Source organism: Corallococcus silvisoli, assembly GCF_009909145.1.
Classification (GTDB): domain Bacteria; phylum Myxococcota; class Myxococcia; order Myxococcales; family Myxococcaceae; genus Corallococcus; species Corallococcus silvisoli.
On record NZ_JAAAPJ010000003.1, the window covers coordinates 100,593 to 118,739 of the forward strand.

Annotated in this window: 12 protein-coding genes; 8 read left to right on the top strand and 4 right to left on the bottom strand. The window is 71.5% G+C overall.

Annotated features, from left to right (window positions below; all coding sequences use genetic code 11):
* Positions 1–86 precede the first annotated feature (86 nt).
* Together GTY96_RS07010 and thrS are read left to right on the top strand one after the other, a co-directional pair.
* Positions 87–1,934, top strand: a complete 1,848-nt coding sequence (locus GTY96_RS07010) for an OPT/YSL family transporter (protein ID WP_161664245.1) — start codon at positions 87–89, stop codon at positions 1,932–1,934.
* 254 nt (positions 1,935–2,188) lie between these two features.
* Positions 2,189–3,391 (top strand): threonine--tRNA ligase, encoded by a 1,203-nt coding sequence (thrS, locus tag GTY96_RS07015; protein ID WP_161664246.1) that lies wholly within the window; start codon positions 2,189–2,191, stop codon positions 3,389–3,391.
* 71 nt (positions 3,392–3,462) lie between these two features.
* Here thrS and GTY96_RS07020 read toward each other — a convergent pair whose 3' ends face one another.
* Positions 3,463–3,882: a CBS domain-containing protein gene (locus tag GTY96_RS07020; RefSeq protein WP_143899327.1), complete on the bottom strand. Its 420-nt coding sequence runs from the start codon at positions 3,880–3,882 to the stop codon at positions 3,463–3,465.
* Between the two features lie 213 nt (positions 3,883–4,095).
* Here GTY96_RS07020 and msrB point away from each other — a divergent pair, with 213 nt between their 5' ends.
* The 3 genes from msrB to GTY96_RS07035 all read left to right on the top strand — a co-directional run bounded on the left by msrB (position 4,096) and on the right by GTY96_RS07035 (position 8,600).
* Entirely contained in the window at positions 4,096–4,518 is a 423-nt protein-coding gene (msrB, locus tag GTY96_RS07025) for a peptide-methionine (R)-S-oxide reductase MsrB (protein WP_143899328.1), read from the top strand.
* 113 nt (positions 4,519–4,631) lie between these two features.
* The gene (locus GTY96_RS07030) at positions 4,632–6,545 is read left to right on the top strand and encodes a glycoside hydrolase family 18 protein (RefSeq protein WP_161664247.1); all 1,914 of its coding nucleotides are present in this window, start codon (positions 4,632–4,634) and stop codon (positions 6,543–6,545) included.
* 135 nt (positions 6,546–6,680) lie between these two features.
* A complete protein-coding gene (locus GTY96_RS07035) occupies positions 6,681–8,600 on the top strand; it encodes a glycosyl hydrolase family 18 protein (RefSeq protein WP_161664248.1) in 1,920 nt (639 codons plus the stop codon).
* Between the two features lie 24 nt (positions 8,601–8,624).
* Here GTY96_RS07035 and purL read toward each other — a convergent pair whose 3' ends face one another.
* Positions 8,625–12,521: a phosphoribosylformylglycinamidine synthase gene (purL, locus tag GTY96_RS07040; protein WP_161664249.1), complete on the bottom strand. Its 3,897-nt coding sequence runs from the start codon at positions 12,519–12,521 to the stop codon at positions 8,625–8,627.
* 255 nt (positions 12,522–12,776) lie between these two features.
* Here purL and GTY96_RS07045 point away from each other — a divergent pair, with 255 nt between their 5' ends.
* From GTY96_RS07045 to GTY96_RS07055, 3 genes are all read left to right on the top strand, one after another.
* Positions 12,777–14,681 carry a M4 family metallopeptidase gene (locus GTY96_RS07045; RefSeq protein WP_161664250.1) on the top strand — a complete coding sequence of 635 codons (1,905 nt, stop codon included), beginning with the start codon at positions 12,777–12,779 and terminating at the stop codon, positions 14,679–14,681.
* 131 nt (positions 14,682–14,812) lie between these two features.
* Complete coding sequence (locus GTY96_RS07050; RefSeq protein WP_143899333.1) at positions 14,813–15,370, top strand: DUF2378 family protein; 558 nt, start codon at positions 14,813–14,815, stop codon at positions 15,368–15,370.
* A gap of 11 nt (positions 15,371–15,381) precedes the next feature.
* Positions 15,382–16,476: a hypothetical protein gene (locus GTY96_RS07055; RefSeq protein WP_161664251.1), complete on the top strand. Its 1,095-nt coding sequence runs from the start codon at positions 15,382–15,384 to the stop codon at positions 16,474–16,476.
* A gap of 4 nt (positions 16,477–16,480) precedes the next feature.
* On the opposite strand, the gene GTY96_RS07060 is transcribed toward GTY96_RS07055, so the two are convergent.
* The gene (locus tag GTY96_RS07060) at positions 16,481–17,314 is read right to left on the bottom strand and encodes a hypothetical protein (protein WP_161664252.1); all 834 of its coding nucleotides are present in this window, start codon (positions 17,312–17,314) and stop codon (positions 16,481–16,483) included.
* Positions 17,315–17,483: 169 nt separating this feature from the next.
* Complete coding sequence (locus GTY96_RS07065; RefSeq protein WP_143899336.1) at positions 17,484–17,921, bottom strand: DUF2383 domain-containing protein; 438 nt, start codon at positions 17,919–17,921, stop codon at positions 17,484–17,486.
* Positions 17,922–18,147 lie beyond the last annotated feature (226 nt).

Genomic DNA, 18,147 nt, shown 5'->3' on the forward strand with positions numbered 1-18,147 from the left:
CGACCGGCCGCCGGGCCGCTCGCGCTCGGCGATGGGACGACCCGAGTTGTCGGCTCCCGGCGGGGCCGGTACCCTCGTCCGCACCCATGGCCCACCCCGCCGCGCCGCTCCCCCCGGAGCCCTCCGCCCCCCTGTCCTCCGTGCCCGACGCCGTCACGCCGCGCTTCCGCTTCCTGCCCGCGGTGGACACCTGGAAGTACCACCTGCTGCTCGCCACGGTGGCCATCTTCATCCTGGGCCCGCTGGGAGGCGTGGCCGCGTCGTACATGAACTTCAGCCTGGGCTTCTTCGTCGCCAGCCAGGTGCTCTCCGGCATCCTCGGCAGCGTCGTCACCTACGGCTACGGCGCGGAGGGCAAGCACGGCGCCAACTACATGCAGACGATGGCCGCGTCGGTGGCCTCGCTGTGCGCCATGTCCGTGCTCATCCAGGCCATGGTGTGGCTGGGCATGCCCCAGCCTCCCGCGTGGCAGCTGATGCTCTTCGTCGGGTGCGTGGGCATGTTCGGCGTGGGCGTGGGCATGCTCTACACGCCGCTGCTCGTGGACAAGCTCCAGCTGGACTACCCGTCCGGCTACGCGGTGGCCAACATCCTGCGCGCGCTCACGGACAAGCGCCTGCTCAAGGCCTCCATCGCGAAGCTGGGCGGCGGCACCGGCCTGGGCATCCTGGCCGCGTGGCTCACGGAGAAGGTGGCCGCGGTCGCCGCGCTCAGCGTGAGCAGCTCCACGGTGGGCGCGGGCATGGTGGTGGGCAGCCGCATCACCGTGCCCGCCATGGGCATGGGCCTCGTCGGCTTCGCGCTCACCCCGTACCTGCGCGACATCGGGTGGCTGGGGCCCAATGATCCGTACCGGAAGATCGGCTTCCTCATCTCGCTCGCGATGATCTGCGGCGCGGCGCTGGTGGACCTGTCGCTGCTGGCGGTGCAGGCGGTGGCGCGCATCCGGGGCCGCGCGCAGGCGCCAGTGGACGACGAGCCGGCGTGGAAGAAGGTCAACGTGCCCCGGCTCATCGCCTGGGTGGTGGGCTGGGGCGCGGCCGTCGTCGTGGTGGCCACGCAGGTGCTGCACCAGCCCCCGGGCTTCATCCTCTTCGGGCTCGCGCTGTCGCTGCTCTTCGTCCTCATCAACGGCATCGCCTACGGCATCAGCGACAACAACCCCATCTCCAGCGCCTTCGTGATGTCGGTGCTGCTGATGTCGCTGCTGGGGCTGAAGGATCCGCTGGTGGGCCTGATGGCGTCCTCCATCCTGCTCATCTCCACGTCGGTGGGCTGCGACATGCAGCAGGACCGCTCCACCGGGTGGCGCCTGGGCACCAACCGCGTGGTGCAGTTCCGCTACCAGGTGCTGGGCATCGGCATGGGCGCGGTGCTGTGCGTGACGCTGGCGCGCGTGTTCATGGGCGCCTACCCGGTGCTGTCCGTCAACCAGCTGGATCACCCGGACACCCACGTGGGCCAGTGGAGCTCCGCGATGACGTACAAGTTCGTGGGCGCCATCCGCGACCTGGGCGCGCTGTCGGACTACAAGGTGAAGGCGCTGCTCATCGGCCTCGCCATCGGGCTCTCCCTGGAGATCCTCCGCAAGGTCGTCCGCCGCCACCCGGCGTACCTGCGCTTCGTGCAGGGCTCGAAGGCGGGGTTCGGCGTGGGCTGGGTGATGGACTCGGTGGTGCTGGCCAGCCCCTACGCGTACGCGTTCGGCGGCTTCATCGCGCTGCCGGCGACGATCTGGTTCGGCGCGGGCGGCATCCTCACGTCCGCCTTCAACACCGTCTCCAAGCGCCTCCAGCGTCCGCCCGCCCCTGGCGAGACGGTCCTGCCGGAGGACATGAGCACCATGTCGCTGGTGGGCGGCGGCCTCATCGCCGGCGAGTCGCTCTTCTACCTGTTCGTGGGCCTGTACGGCCTCATGGCGCTGCTGGGCTGAGCCCCCCTGCCCCGGAGCACGGCTTGACTTTCCGTGCTTACGGGAGCACTTGTTGTCGCGTGAACCTCGTCATCGCCACCACCGCGACCACCACCACCACCGCTTCGGCGGGAGTGGGTGCGGTGCGCGTGTCGGGGGTCTGACGAGCGCACGGTTTCCCGCCCCGCCGAAGTCCGGCCGGGGCGACCGTGCAACCTCACACGCCCCGTGTCCGGCCCCGGCTGCTTCAACCCGACCGACACACGGAGACGACAATGCTCGACGAACACGACCACCGCGCGCTGGGCCAGCGCCTGGACCTCTTCCACCTGCAGGAGGAAGCCCCGGGCATGGTGTTCTGGCACCCGCGCGGACTGATGCTGTACCGGCTGCTGGAGGAGCACGTCCGCCAGCGCATGCGCGACGAGGGCTACCGCGAAGTCCGCACGCCCCAGCTCTGCGCCCAGCCGCTCTGGGAGCGCAGCGGCCACTGGGAGAACTTCCGCGAGAACATGTTCTGCCTGGAGGAAGGCGACCGGCACCTGGCGCTCAAGCCGGTGAGCTGCCCGGGCCACATCCAGCTCGTGCAGCGCATGGCGCCCAGCCACCGCGACCTGCCCCTGCGCCTGGGGGAGTTCGGGCTGGTGCACCGCAGCGAGCGCAGCGGCGCGCTGCACGGCCTGTTCCGCCTGCGCCAGTTCACGCAGGACGACGGCCACATCTTCTGCGCGGCGGAGCAGGTGGAGGCCGAGGTGGTCCGCTTCGTGCGCTCGCTCAAGGCGTTCTACGCGGGCTTCGGCTTCGACGACGTGCAGGTGGCCTTCTCCAGCCGCCCGGAGGCGCGCGCGGGAAATGACACGGTCTGGGACCAGGCGGAGGCGTGGCTCCAGTCCGCCGCGCGGCAGGCGGGCTTGAGCTGCGTGGAGCAGCCCGGCCAGGGCGCCTTCTACGGGCCCAAGCTGGAGTTCGTGCTGCAAGACAGGCTGGGCCGCGCGTGGCAGTGCGGGACGATCCAGCTGGATCTGGTGCTCCCGGAGCGCTTCGACCTGCACTACGCCGGGCCGTCCGGAGAACGCCTGCGCCCGGTGATGCTTCACCGCGCGCTGTTCGGCAGCCTGGAGCGCTTCATCGGGGTCCTGCTGGAGCACCACGGGGGCGCGCTGCCCGCATGGCTCGCGCCCGAGCAGGTGGTGGTGGCCTCCGTGGGCGAGGGGGCCGCCGCGTACGCGGAAGCGCTGGCCGCGCGGCTGCGGCGCGCGGGCTGCCGCGCCCGGGCGGACGTGCGGGACGAGTCGCTGTCGAAGAAGGTCCTGGGCTCGCACGAGGACGGCGTCCCCTTCCTCGCGGTGGTGGGAGGCCGGGAGGTGGAAGCCCAGGGCGTCCGCCTGCGCCAGCGCGACGGCGCCCAGCGCGACCTGCCGCTGGACGAGGCCGTGGCGTGGCTGTCCGCGGCGTGTCAGCCGGCCGTGGCGGGCTGAGCGCGTCGACGTGAACCAGGGCCCGGCGTCCTCCCTTCACCCGAAGGGGGGGCGCCGGGCCCGTCGAAGGGTCAGGAGTAGAGGCTCAGGTGTTCCAGCGGCTCGCCGGGGCGCAGGAGCGTGTCGGGCACGGAGGCGACGTCGTCCCGGCGGAGGATGCCCACCGCGCGGTGCTCCGCGTCCACGACCACCAGCCGGTTCACGCGGTGCTCCTCCATCAGGCGCTCGCCGTCATCCAGCGTGTCGTCCGCCGAGCAGGTGACGGGCGCGGCCGTCATCGCGTCGCGCACGGTGGCGACGTAGGGGTCCTGTCCGTGGATGGTGGAGCGCATGGAGAGGTCCTGGTCGGTGAGCAGGCCCACCAGCTCACCGTGCTCCGTGACGGGGAGCGCGCCGAGCGTACAGGTGTCCAACCGCTCGGCGGCGGCGCGCAGGCACTCCCCCGCGTCGATGGTCTCCACGTCCTTGTGCATCAGCTCCGAAATCCGCATGGGGAAACTCCTCGTGACGGGCGGGGTGCTCCGGAGAAGTACAAATGGCGCACCGCTCTGTTCGCCACGCGCGGCAAGGCCCGCTGGGACGTGCGGGGTCACGCCGGAGTGCCAGCCCCCCGCCTGCCTCCCTGGTATACGGTGCGACGCAGGACGCGGCGGAGCATCCAACGCGGTGCTCCGGGCCCAGGCCCGAAACGTGGAGGAGGACCCATGGCGGACAAGCTCAACCTTTCCAACGACGAGTGGCGCAAGCGCCTCACCCCCGAGGAGTTCGACGTGCTGCGACGGCACGGCACCGAGTACCCGGGGACGGGCTGCTTCCTCGGCACCAAGACGCCCGGCACCTACGTGTGCGCGGGGTGCAACAACCCGCTCTTCAAATCGGGGACGAAGTTCGAGTCCGGCACCGGCTGGCCGTCCTTCACCCAGACGCTGTCGCCCGACTCCGTCACGGAGATCCGCGACGTGTCCCACGGCATGGTGCGCACCGAGGTCCGCTGCGCCCGCTGCGACGGCCACCTGGGCCACGTCTTCCCGGATGGCCCGCCGCCCACCGGGCTGCGCTACTGCATGAACTCCGTGGCCATGAAGCACGTCCCGGAAGGCAGCCCCATCGAGCTGGTCCAGGCGTAGGCACCCCAGGCCGCCGCGCCGCTCCCCACGTTCAGGCACCCGCCCCGGACGTGGGGTTCCCCTTGCTTCCGGGCCCCCGCCAGTCCCTGCCCCGCCGCCCCTGCTGGAGCGACATGCGCCGAACCTCGACCGGACTCCTGGCGGCGCTCGTCACCGCGCTCTTCTTCCACGGTGTGGCCTGGGGTGCCCCCCCTCCGAAGCCCGCGCCGCCTCCGGGCCGCGCGACGGAGTGGCTCTTCCAGGACCGGCTGGCCCCGCCGTGGGAGGACCTGACCTGGGCCGGCGCGCACTCGCTGGGCGCCACTGTCGCTGGGGGCTCGGGCGCGCGTGCCATCTCCGTGACGCTGGGCCCGTGGGAGGCGCTGTACTTCGGCCACCCGGGCTTCGACGTGGCACCGGGAGACACGCTGGTCCTCAAGGTGAATGGAGGCAAGGACGGCCAGGGCGCGGCGGTGCGCGTGCGCGTCGTCATTGGCACGGAGCAGCCGGTGGGCGTGCCCCTGGGCCCCACCTGTGACGGGGGCGCCATCGCGGCACGGAAGTGGATCACCTGCCGCGTGCCCATGAGCCAGCTGCTCCCCGAGGGGCGGACGCGCATCACCGGCCTCTGGCTCCAGGAGGACCGCGGCAAGACGCTGCCGCCGCTCTCCTTCGATGACATCGGCGTGGAGCGCGGGGCCGCGCCGGAGGCCAAGGGCGTCGGCATCGCGGTGGAGCCGCGGGGCATCCTCCTGGCGCCGGGTGCCACGCAGGCCTTCACCGCCACGGTGATGGGCAGCGACAACACGGCGGTGTCCTGGACCGTGGAGCCGGGCAACGAGCGGGGCGTCCTCACCGCGGACGGCGTCTACACGGCGCCCCGGAAGCCGGGCACGTACCGGGTGATGGCCCGGAGCCAGGCGGATCCCAGCCAGCTGGCCGAGGCCCGCGTGGTGGTGGACGCGTCCACACCGGCCAGCCCTCCGCCCTCGCCCGGCGGCTCCAGCAAGTGGGTGTCGGGCTACTACACGGGCTGGAACGCGGATGACTATCCGCCGGAGAAGGTGGACTTCAGCGCGCTCACGCACATCCTCGTGGGCCGCGTCATCCCGAAGGCGGATGGCACGCTCAGCACCCAGTTCGACAACGACCGGGGACCGGAGATCGCTCGGACCCTGGCCAGACGCGCGCACGCCGCGGGCCGCAAGGCGATCATCATGGTGGGCGGCTCCGGCGAACACGACGGCTGGGTGGGCGCCGCCTCCGACGCGAACCGCGCGAAGTTCGTCACCCGCCTGCTCAAGGCGGTGGATGACTTCGGCTACGACGGGCTCGACCTGGACTGGGAGCCGGTGAAGCAGGAGGACCGGCCGAACCTGCTCGCCCTGGTGAAGGCCCTGCGCCAGGCGCGGCCGAACATGCTGCTCACCTTCCCCATCCATTGGATCAACACCAACTTCCCCGACGACGCCGACCCCTGGTTCGCGCGGCTCGCGCCCTATTTCGATCAGATGAACCTGATGTCCTACGAGATGATTGGCGCGTGGGACGGGTGGAAGTCCTGGCACACCTCCGCGCTGCGCGGGGAGCAGGGGCTGCACCCCACGTCCATCGCCTCCAGCCTGGAGCTGTGGGTCAAGGCCGGCATCCCCAAGGCGAAGCTGGGCATGGGCATCCCGTTCTATGGCCTCGCGTGGCGCCACATCACCGGCCCGTACCAGCCCTTCACCGACTGGTCCGACTACGTCGGCGGGGACAACTCCTTCACCTACAAGAAGATCCTCCGCTATTCGAAGCAGGGCACCTACCGGTGGGACGCGAAGGCCCAGGCCAGCTACGTGACCTTCGCGCCGGACAAGCAGGTGGAGGACGGCACGGTGACGTGGATCTCCTACGACAGCCCGCAGGCCATCGCCGCGAAGGGCGCCTTCGTGAAGCAGGAGGGCTATGGGGGCACCATCCTCTGGACCTTGAACCAGGGCTGCACCGACCCCGCCACCGGCGACAATCCACTACTGGACGCGGTGAAGAAGGCCTTCCTCCCGTAGCACGTCCGCCAGGACCTCCCCTGGCCTCCTCCAGGTCGGGGTGCCCGGCCCAGCCTCCATCCCGAAGCTGAAGGAGCCCGCCATCACGGCGCGGCGCGTGAGCCAGTCCAGCTCACCTTCCCGGGGAGGAGTGCCATGCGAAGACATTCGACAACGTGGTTGATCGGGGTGATGGCCACCGCGCTGCTCATGGGCCTCACGCTGGCGGCCTGCCCCGGGGACATGGGCGGGATGGAGGCCGCCCCGCAAGCCGAACAGCAAACCGAGCAGAGCGCCCAGGCGGCCTCGACGGCGTGGATCTACCAGGACCAGCTGGCGTCGCCATGGGTGGACGCCACCTGGGCGAAGGTCCACTCCCTGAGCAACACCAATCCCGTGGCGACGGGCCAATACTCCATCTCCGTGACGATGGGGCCCTGGGAGGGCCTGTACTTCGCCCATCCGACGGTGGTGCCGGTCGCGACCGGGGACACGCTGGTGCTGAAGGTGCACGGGGGGACGAACAGCAACAACGTGGCGCTCCGCGTGCGAGCCATCATCGGCGCGTCACAGCCGGTGGGCGTCCCCCTGGGGCCCACCTGTGACGGGGGCGCCGTCCAGGCCGGGAAGTGGGTCAGCTGCCGCGTTCCCATGAGCCAGCTGATCCCCGCGGGCCGGACGAGCTTCACCGGCATCTGGATCCAGGAGGACAGCGGCAAGACGCTGGCGCCGCTCTACTTCGACGACATCGGCGTGGAGCAGGCCGCGGCGCCGGTGCAGGTCACCGTGAGCCCCACCAGCGCCACGCTGGCTCCCGGCGCCACGCAGGCCTTCACCGCCACGGTGACGGGCAGCCCCAACACCGCGGTCACCTGGTCCGTGGATCCCGCCCAGAACGGCGGCACCGTCACCGCCCAGGGCGTCTATACGGCGCCCGCGACCGCGGGCACGTACCGGGTGGTCGCCCAGAGCCAGGCGGACCCGAGCAAGCAGGCCATCGCCACCATCGTCGTCACCCCGCCCACCGCGACGGGCAAGTGGGTGTCGGGCTACTACACGGGCTGGAACGCGGACGACTATCCGCCGGAGAAGGTGGACTTCAGCGCGATCACCCACATCCTCGTGGGCCGCGCCGTCCCGAAGGCGGATGGCACGCTCAGCACCCAGTTCGACAACGACCAGGGTCCGCAGATCGCCCGCACGCTCTCACAGCGCGCGCACGCCGCGGGCCGCAAGGCGATCATCATGGTGGGCGGCTCCGGTGAACACGACGGCTGGGTGGGCGCCGCCTCCAACGCGAACCGGACGAAGTTCGTCACCAACCTGCTCAAGGCGATGGACGACTTCGGCTACGACGGGCTCGACCTGGACTGGGAACCCGTGGACGTGGCGGACCGGCCGAACCTGCTCGCCCTGGTGAAGGCCCTGCGTCAGGCGCGGCCGAACATGCTGCTCACCTTCCCCATCCATTGGATCAACATCAACTTCCCGGAGGACGCGGACCCCTGGTACGCGCAGCTCGCGCCCTACCTCGACCAGGTGAACGTCATGTCCTACGAGATGATTGGTCCGTGGGACGGGTGGCAGTCCTGGTTCACCTCCGCGCTCAAGGGCGAGACCGGCGTGCACCCCACGTCGGTGGCCTCCAGCCTGGCGCTGTGGGTGCAGGCGGGCATCCCCAAGGCGAAGCTGGGCATGGGCATCCCGTTCTACGGCCTCGCGTGGCGCCACATCACCGGCCCGTACCAGCCCTTCACCGACTGGTCCGACTACGTCGGCGGGGACAACTCCTTCACGTACAAGAAGATCACCGGCTATGCCCCCAAGGGCACCTACCACTGGGATGACACCGCGCAGGCCGACTACCTCACCTTCGCCCCTCCGAACCTGCCGGAGGATGGGACGGTGACGTGGATCTCCTACGACGGGCCCCGGGCCATCGCCGCCAAGGGCGCCTTCGCCAAGGCCCAGGGCTATGGCGGCACCATCATCTGGACCGTGAACCAGGGCTGCACCAACCCCACCACCGGCGCCAACCCGCTGCTGGACGCGGTGAAGGCGGCCTTCCTCCAGTAGCCAGGAGGCCGCCCCGCGCTCGCGTCACCCCAGGGTGACGCGGGCGTTGCGGAACATGCGCATCCAGGGGCCGTCCTCGCCCCACCCCGCCGGGTGCCAGGAGTGCTGCACGGTGCGGTGCACGCGCTCCGGGTGCGGCATGGTGAGGGTGAAGCGGCCGTCCGTCGTGGTGAGCCCCGCGATGCCGTGCGGCGAGCCGTTGGGATTGGCCGGGTACTTCGCGGCCACCTGCCCCCGGTTGTCCACCCAGCGCGTCGTCACCAGCCCGGAGGCGTTGACGCGCGCGGCGGTGGCGGCATCCGGGAACTCCGCCCGACCCTCGCCGTGCGACACGGCGATGAGCAGCCGGCTGCCCTCCATGCCCCGGTAGAAGAGCGACGGCGACGGCGCCACCTCCACCGTGCCCAGGCGGGCCTCGAACTGCTCGGACGCGTTGCGCACGAAGCGCGGCCACGCGTCCGCGCCGGGGATGAGCTCGCCCAGCTGCGCGAACATCTGGCAGCCGTTGCACACGCCCAGGCCGAAGCTGTCCGGCCGCGCGAAGAACGCGGAGAAGGCGTCGCGCGTGCGCGGGTTGAAGAGGATGGACTTCGCCCAGCCGCCGCCCGCGCCCAGCACGTCGCCATAGCTGAAGCCGCCGCACGCCAACAGGCCGTGGAAGTCCGTCAGGGACACGCGGCCCGCGAGCAGGTCGCTCATGTGCACGTCCACCGCGGTGAAGCCCGCGCGGGTGAACGCCGCCGCCATCTCCTGCTGGCTGTTGACGCCCTGCTCGCGCAGCACCGCCACGCGGGGCCGCGCCCCCCGGGCGATGTACGGCGCCGCCACGTCCACCGTCGGGTCGAAGGTGAGCACCGGCGACAGGCCGGGGTCGCTCGCGTCGCACTTCGCGGCGTACTCCTCCTCCGCGCAGGTGGGGTTGTCGCGCAGCTTCTGGATCTCGTAGCTCACGCGCGACCAGGTGCGCTTGAGCGCCACCGTGTCCTCCGCGAGCAGCTCCTGGCCCCCGTGGCGCACGCGCACCACCTGCGCGGGCGTGGGCCGGCCCAGCGCGTGGACGTGCGCCCCCAGCCCGTGACGGGAGAAGACGTCGCGCACGCGCGCCACGTCGGCCGCGCGCACCTGCACCACCGCGCCCAGCTCCTCGTTGAAGAGGGCCGCCACCGCGTCGCCGCCCAGCGCGGACACGTCCACGTCCAGGCCGCAGTGGCCCGCGAAGGCCATCTCCGCGAGCGTGGCCCAGAGCCCGCCGTCGGAGCGGTCGTGGTAGGCGAGCAGCACGCCCGCCGCCTGGAGCTCCTGCACGCCCGCGAAGAAGCCCTTCAGCAGGGCCGGGTCGTCCACGTCCGGGCACTCGGGGCCCACCTGCTGGTGCACCTGCGCCAGCACGGACGCGCCCAGGCGCTGACGGCCCGCGGCCACGTCCACCAGCAGCAGGCGCGTGTCGCCCGCCACGTCCACCGGCTGGGGCGTCAGCGCTCCCCGCGCGTCCAGCACCGGCGCGAACGCGGTGATGATGAGCGACAGGGGGGACGTCACGGCCTTCTTCGCGCCGCCCTCCTGCCACTGCGTGCGCATGGACATGGAGTCCTTGCCCACGGGGATGGCGATGCCCAGCGCGGGGCACAGCTCCATGCCCACCGCGTGCACCGCGGCGTAGAGGTTGGCGTCCTCGCCGGGGCTGCCCGCCGCCGCCATCCAGTTCGCGGACAGCTTCACGTCCGACAGCTTCTCGATGCGCGCCGCCGCCACGTTCGTCAGCGCCTCGCCCACCGCCATCCGCGCGGAGGCCGCCGCGTCCACCAGCGCCACCGGGGTGCGCTCGCCCACCGCCATGGCCTCGCCCGTGGTGGACCAGAGCGACGACAGCGTCACCGCGCAGTCGGCCACCGGCACCTGCCAGGGGCCCACCATCTGATCCCTCGCGGTGTGGCCGCCCACGGTGCGGTCACCGATGGTGATGAGGAACGACTTGTCCGCCACCGTCGGGTGCGACAGCACCGCGTGCGCCACGGCCTTCAGGTCCGCCGGGATGCTGAGGGGCGCGTGCTTCAGCGGACGCGACACGCCCTCGCGGTGCATGCGCGGCGCCTTGCCGAAGAGGACGTCCATGGGCAGCGCGATGGGCGTGTCGCCCAGGCGCGCGTCGGTGAGCGTGAGCACCTGCTCCGCGGTGGCGTCCCCCAGCACCGCGAAGGGGGCGCGCTCGCGCTCGCAGAGGGCGGCGAAGCGCGCCAGGTCCTCCGGCGCCACGCCCAGCACGTAGCGCTCCTGCGCCTCGTTGCACCAGATCTCCACCGGAGACATGCCCGGCTCGTCGTTGGGCACCTCGCGCAGCTCCAGCCGCCCGCCCAGGTCGTTGTCGTGCGCCAGCTCCGGCAACGCGTTGGACAGGCCGCCCGCGCCCACGTCGTGGATGGAGCGCACGGGGTTCGCGTCACCCTGCATCCAGCACTGGTCGATGACCTCCTGGCAGCGGCGCTCCATCTCCGCGTTGTCACGCTGCACGGAGGCGAAGTCGAGGTCCGCCGCGCTCGCGCCCTGCGCCATGGACGACGCCGCGCCGCCGCCCAGGCCGATGAGCATCGCCGGGCCGCCCAGCACGATGAGCTTGTCGCCCGCGCGAAGCTGGGCCTTCTTCACGTGCCCCGGGCGGATGTTGCCCAGGCCGCCCGCCAGCATGATGGGCTTGTGGTAGCCGCGCACCTCCACGCCCTCCGGCGTGGGCACCTGCTGCTCGAAGCTGCGGAAGTAGCCGCACAGGTTGGGCCGGCCGAACTCGTTGTTGAACGCCGCGCCGCCCAGCGGGCCCTCCACCATGATGTCCAGCGCGGACACGATGCGGTCCGGCTTGCCGTACGCCACCTCCCACGGCCGCGGATACTCCGGCAGGCGCAGGTGACTGACGGAGAAGCCCGTGAGCCCCGCCTTGGGCTTCGCGCCGCGCCCGGTGGCGCCCTCGTCGCGAATCTCTCCGCCCGCGCCCGTGGCCGCGCCCGGATACGGGGAGATGGCGGTGGGGTGGTTGTGCGTCTCCACCTTCATCATGATGTGGGCCGGCTCGCGGACGGTGCCCCACTCGCGCGCCTCGCCCTGGGGGAAGAAGCGCTCCACCTCGAAGCCCTCGATGACGGCCGCGTTGTCCTTGTACGCGGACAGCACGCCCCCGGGGCTCACGGCGTGGGTGTTCTTGATGGCCTGGAACAGCGAGCGCTCACGCGGCGCGCCGTCCAGCGTCCACGAGGCGTTGAAGATCTTATGGCGGCAGTGCTCGCTGTTGGCCTGCGCGAACATCATCAGCTCGACGTCGGTGGGGTTGCGCCTGAGCTCCGTGAAGCGCGCGACCAGGTAGTCGATTTCATCCTCCGCCAGCGCCAGCCCCAGCTCGCCGTTGGCCGTCACCAGCGCCGCGCGGCCTCCGCCCAGCACGTCCACGCGCGTGAGCGGCCGGGGCGCGTGCGTGCGGAAGAGCACCTCCGCGTCCTCCATCCGGGTCAACACCGCCTGCGTCATCCGGTCGTGGAGCACCGCCTGCACGCCCTCCGCCTCGTTCGCGTCCAGCGGCCGGCCTCCCGGACCGGTGAGGAAGAACGCGACGCCGCGCTCCATGCGGCGCACCTGTGAGAGGCCGCAGTGGTGCGCGATGTCCGTCGCCTTGGAGGACCAGGGCGACACCGTGCCCGGGCGCGGCACCACCAGCAGCAGCGTGCCCGTGCGCTCGCGCTTCGCCACGCGCGGGCCGTACTCCAGGAGCCGCCCCAGCCGCTCTCCTTCCGCGTCCGTCAACGGCGCGGACACGTCCGCGAAGTGCACGAACTCCGAGTAGAGCGTGGCCACCGTGGGGACGCGCTCCCGGCAACGGACGAGCAGCTTGGCGAGCCTGAATTCGGAGAGGGCCGGAGCCCCGCGCAGCGTGAGCATGAAGGTCCTTGCGAACGGGTGACGGGAGGTAACAGCGGGGCCGTCCTTATCACCGCGCCCCGCGTCACAACGGCCGGAGTTCATCGCCGGACGCCCGCTCCCCATCCAGGTGGGAGCGCCACCGCCGACGTGCGCCCTCCCCCGTCACCCTACAGCCCCCAGGGCCATGCCTTTCAAGAATTGAAATTGCAGTCAGATTTCCATGCTTTGCTTGTGAGGCTTCACAGACCTGTTCGTCACTCGGGGGTAGGGTCCATGACACGAATTACCCGCTGGTTCCTCGCTGGCCTGACGTTCACGTTGTCCGCTTGTGGCGCGGGAGGTCCGGAGGCGGAGGCGCCCGCCTCATCGCCTTCCTCGACGGAAGCCCGGAGGGGAGACCTGGAGGCGGCGCTGGGCGCGCTGCCTGGGGCGCGGGTGATGGGCGTGCACGGGGACGGCGTCCCCCTCCTCATCCAGGGCGCCCTGGGCTCGACGGGCCGTCCCATCCCCGGGGCCAGCGCCTGGCAGGCGAACGCACTCCTGGAGCCCACGCTGCGGCGCGTGCTGCCCGCCTTCCGGCTGACGGCGAAGGACGTGCTGCCCCAGCGCATCCAGCGCGACGAGCTGGGACACACGCACGTGCGCTATCAGCAGGTGAAGGCGGGCCTGCCGGTGGTGCACGAGGAGCTCATCCTCCACCTGGACGCGCAGGGACAGGTGTACGCGGCGAACGGCACCGCGAGGGACGGCGAGCCCGTGCCGGACCCGGCCCGCATCTCCGCGGAGGCCGCGCGGGAGGCGGCCCTGGCGGCGTCGCCCCGGGGGAGCACGGCGGAGGCCCCCCGGGAGGTGTTCGTGCGCCCGTCCCCGGACGCGGCGCTGGTCCGCGCCTTCGAGGTCGTGGTGTCTGGCCAGCGCGAGGATGGCATGGCGCTGCGCGACCACGTCTTCATCGGCGCGCAGGACGGCGCGCAGGTGCTGCGCACGTCGGACATCCACGCCGCGCGCGACCGCAAGGTGTGCTCGGTGGGGGGCCCCACCAAGGGCTGGTGCCGGCTGGAGGGGCAGTTGGAGACGGGCGACTCGACCCTCGACAAGACCTACGACAACCTGGGCCTCTTCCACGACTGCTTCCTGCAGAACTTCAGCCGCGACTCGTACAACGGCACCGGCGGCCAGCTGCCCGCGAAGGTGCACTACGGCAACTCGTACGCGAACGCGTACTGGGACGGCACGACGATGGTGTGCGGTGACGGCGACGGGGTCTACCTGGGCCCGGCGTGCGAGGACCCGGACATCGTCGTGCATGAGCTCGGGCACGCCGTCACGGATGTCACGTCTCGCCTCGTCTACAGCGGCGAGTCCGGCGCGCTCAGCGAGTCCCTGTCGGACATCTTCGCCGCCACGTGCAGCAGCTGGGCGACGGGCACCTGGAGCACCGGGCCGGCCGTCTGGCAGATCGGCGAGCTGGCCTGGACGCCGGGCGCGACCGGGGACGCCCTGCGCTACATGGACGACCCCGCCCAGGATGGCGAATCCGTGGACCACCTCTTCGACCTGATCTCTGGCACGGACGTGCACTACGGCTCCGGCGTGCCCAACCTGGCGTTCGCGCTGCTCTCCAAGGGGGGCACGCACCCGCGCGGCAAGACGACGGTGAACGTGCCGGGCATCGGCGTGGAGGACGCGGCCCGCATCTTCTACTACGCCAACGCGAACCTCTTCACCCCCAACACCCCCCTCTACGCCGCGAAGGCAGCGACGCGGCAGGCGGCGCAGATCCTGGGCTACAGCACCGCCATCCAGGACGCGGTGGACGCGGCGTGGCTCGCGGTGGGCGTGGGCGAGCCGGGCCCGACGCCCGGCGGCTGCGTGCCGCTGCCCAACAACGCCACCGTCTCCATGATCTTCGGGCCCGCTGGCTCGAAGCGGTACTACTGCTTCGACGTGCCCGCGAACACGCCGTCCACCGTGACCATCTCCGGCGGCACCGGGGACGTGGACCTCTACACGCGCTTCGGCCTGCAGCCCACGCTGTCGGCCTACGGCTGCCGTCCGTACAAGACCGGCAACAACGAGACCTGCGCCCTGGCGGCGCAGGCCACCGACGGCCGGCAGTGGATCCTCCTCAACGGCTACACCGCCTACAGCGGCGTGACCCTGTCCGTGAGCTACTGACGCACCTGCTCCGCCTCCACCGCACGCACTCGCGGTGGGGGCGGAGCCGTCCGGGGACTAGCCTCCTCCCGGGCCCTGGGCGAAGAATGCGCGCCCGGGGCCGCTGGGGCCCCACCAAGGACCCAGGGACCATGCGGGACGAGCGCGTCATCTTCAGCAACACCGTGGACAGCCTGTACCGCAAGGTGCTGATGCCTTCGCTGAGGCCGGAGCTGGTGGAGCGCCTGCGGGCCCGGGGGCTGAACCTCCAGATGCCGCTGCTCGCCGCGTATCCCCTGGCCACGTGGGTGGAGTGCCTGGACGACACGGCCCGCACGCTGCACCCCGACCGGCCGCTGGACCAGGCGCGCCGGATGCTGGGCCGCCGGATGATGGAAGGCTATTCGCAGACGCTGATGGGCGGCGCCGTCCTCACGCTGGCGCGCGTGGTGGGGCCCATGCGCTCGCTCGAGCGCATGCAGCACAACTTCCGCAGCGCCAACAACTTCACGGAGACGCGCCTCACCGTGCTGGGCCCCGCCCAGGTCGACATCTGGTTCAACGAGCCCGACCTGATGGAGGGGTTCGTGGACGGCGTGCTGGAAGAAGGGCTGTTGCGCATTGGCGTGCGGAGCCTCAACCTGCACCGCACCCGCCACTCGCCCGAGGCCATCACGTACCACCTGGAGTGGGACGGCGGGGCCTCCTGACACCGCACCCCATGGCCTCCATCCTCTCGACGCTGCCCGCCCTCTACCAAGACCTGCTCCCGGCCTTCTTCCAGAAGGAAGCGCCCACGGAGACGAAGGCCACCTGCTCCAACTGCGCCATGAGCCGCGCCTCCGCGCAGGCCGCCGTGGAGTCGGTGGACGGCGTGGAGCACCTGTTCCGGCCGGACACCAAGTGCTGCACGTACTACCCGCGCCTGCCCAACTACCTGATTGGCGCGCTCCTGTCGGACGACACGCCGGAGATGGCGGAGGGGCGCCGGCGCATCGAGCAGAAGATCGACAGCCGCATCGGCGTGACCCCGCAGTGGGTGAAGCCGCCGGCGAAGTTCAACCACCTCTACAAGAACGCGCACCAGTTCTTCGGCCGGGCCTCGTCGCTGCGCTGCCCGTACTACGCGCTGGAGTCCGGGGGCTGCACCATCTGGGCCTACCGCGAGTCGGTGTGCTCCACGTTCTTCTGCAAGTACGTGGCGGGCCAGGACGGCCGGCGCTTCTGGATGTCGCTCAAGACGTACCTGACGCTGGCGGAGTACCAGCTGTCGCGCCACGCGCTGCTCCAGTTGATGCCGGAGTTCCTCATGGACGGGCGCGACAAGCCGGAGCTGGCCACCGCCCCGCTGTCCGTGGAGGACCTGGACGACGCGGCGCCCCCGGCCAAGGTGTACGCGGCGCTCTGGAAGGAGCACGCGGGCAGGGAGCGGGACTTCTACCGGGCCTGCTTCGACGTGGTGCGCGCGGTCCCCCGCGACGGGTTGGAGCGGCTGCTGGGCCTGGATGGCACCATCGAGCTGAAGGTGCTGGAGAAGCTGCACACGCAGGCCAACGCCCCCACCCTGCCGCGCGTGCTGCGCTTCAACCCGGAGGCGACGGTGAAGTGGCTGCCGGACGGCAGCGTGGCGCTGGGCTACTACAGCGAATACGAGGCGGTGGCGCTGCCGGGCGAGGCCTACGCGCTGCTGGTGGAGTTCACCGGGCAGAAGCCCGTGGAGGCCGTCCGCCAGCACCTGCGCGACCACAAGCAGGCGGACCTGGATCCGGACATCCTCCTGGAGCTGCACCGGCACCGCATCCTGGTGGAGCCCTAGCGCGTCAGGGCTGGCCCGCGAAGGCGCCCACGTCGCGCAGCCAGCGGGCGATCTTCTGGGTGCGCTCCCACGCGGGCTCGGAGTCGACCAGGTGCTCCGCCAGCCACTCGCTGAAGGCCGGGTCGCCCGCGCGCAGCCACGCGGCGGACTCGGCCAGCTCGCCCGCGGCGGCCTCCCAGGCGCGGCGCACGGCGCTGGCGACGGCCATCAGCTCCGCGATGCAGCGGGTGAAGACCTCCATGCCCACCGTCACCTCGTTGGCGGTGGCGCCGCTGGACAGGGCCAGCGCGCGCAGGCGGCCCAGGTCCTTGAGCAGGCCCTGCTCCAGCGCGGCGGCGGTGCCCAGCCGGGCCTGGGCGGCGCGCTGCAGCAGCTCCACGTCCTCGCTGAGCTGGCGCCAGGCGTGGTCGTCGCCGGCCGCGAAGCTGCCCCGGCGGCGCAGCCGCGCGCCCACGGCCTGCCAGAGGTTGCAGAAGACCAGCACCTCCTCGACGCCGCGGCGCACGTGCGGAGGGATGTGGTCCAGGAAGTCCACCACGCACGCGCGGGACTCGCGGATGAAGGCGTCGCCCCGGGGCCCCGCGTCCACCACGCCCCGGGCCAGCTGGAGCACGCGCCACGCCCACTGGAGGGCGCGCTCGGAGGTGGTGAAGAGGACCTCCAGGCCGGTGCCGAGCGCGCCCGCGGCGTGGCTGGTGTCGGCGAACGTCGGGGAGGGGATGGGGGGCAGGCCGGCGTCGGCGTGCACGTCGGGCGTTCGCGGGGAGGCCCCTGCGTCCTCGCTCTCGGTGCCGGCCCCGGGCCCCTTCGGCCCCGGCGCCGCGTGCTCACGCCCCATGCGCGCTCCAGCCTCCTTCGCGGGCGGAAAAAGAACCCCCCTTCGAATATCGCACGCCTCCGTCCACCTCCAGGCCTGGATGCGGTGACGTGAAATGCACCACAAGGCGCCCACCCCCGGAACCCAGGGTGAGCGCCTCGCGATGTCCGGCACTGCGCATCCGTGACGCTCAGTGCAGATTCGGGTTGTGCTTCAGGCGGCTGAGCCGGTCGTGCGTCTGCTTCTGCTTCGGCAGGAGCTGCTGGCGCGCGAAGGTGCGCGCTTCGCCATGGAGCTTGTCCATGTCCCGGTTGTAGTCGGCCAGACCGTGGTCCTCGCCCTGCTCCAGCGCGTCGATGGCGACCTTCTCACCCAGCAGGTCGGCCCCGCCCTGCACGACCTTGGCGAAGGCGCCCCAGACGCCGGAGCTCTCCGACGGGTTGCCGCCCAGCTTCTGGATGCGTTCCTTCAGCTCGACCACGCGGGCTTCGTGGTCATGAAGGCACGCGTCCACCTCGGTCCGCGCGATGTCGCTCTTGATGTGCTTGCTCGCCTGTCGATAGGTCTCCACGGCGGACAGCTCGCCGCGCAGGAAGGAGTTCAGCGTCTCGATGTCGGTATTGGCCATGACGTCATCTCCTTGATTGATGATTGATTCCGGTGGACGGAAATCGTCTGGCGCAAAGGTGGTGTGCCGCGCCCGGTCGGCAACGAGGGCTGCCCCCCCCGTCCACGCGGCAGGGGGCCAGGGGAGCGCTGGCGGGGAATGGCCCGCGTCGGGGTCCTGGACAGAGGGGCCGGAACGTTCGCCAGTCCGTCCGCGCCCCGGCGCCAGCCGTGGCAGACTGGGCGGC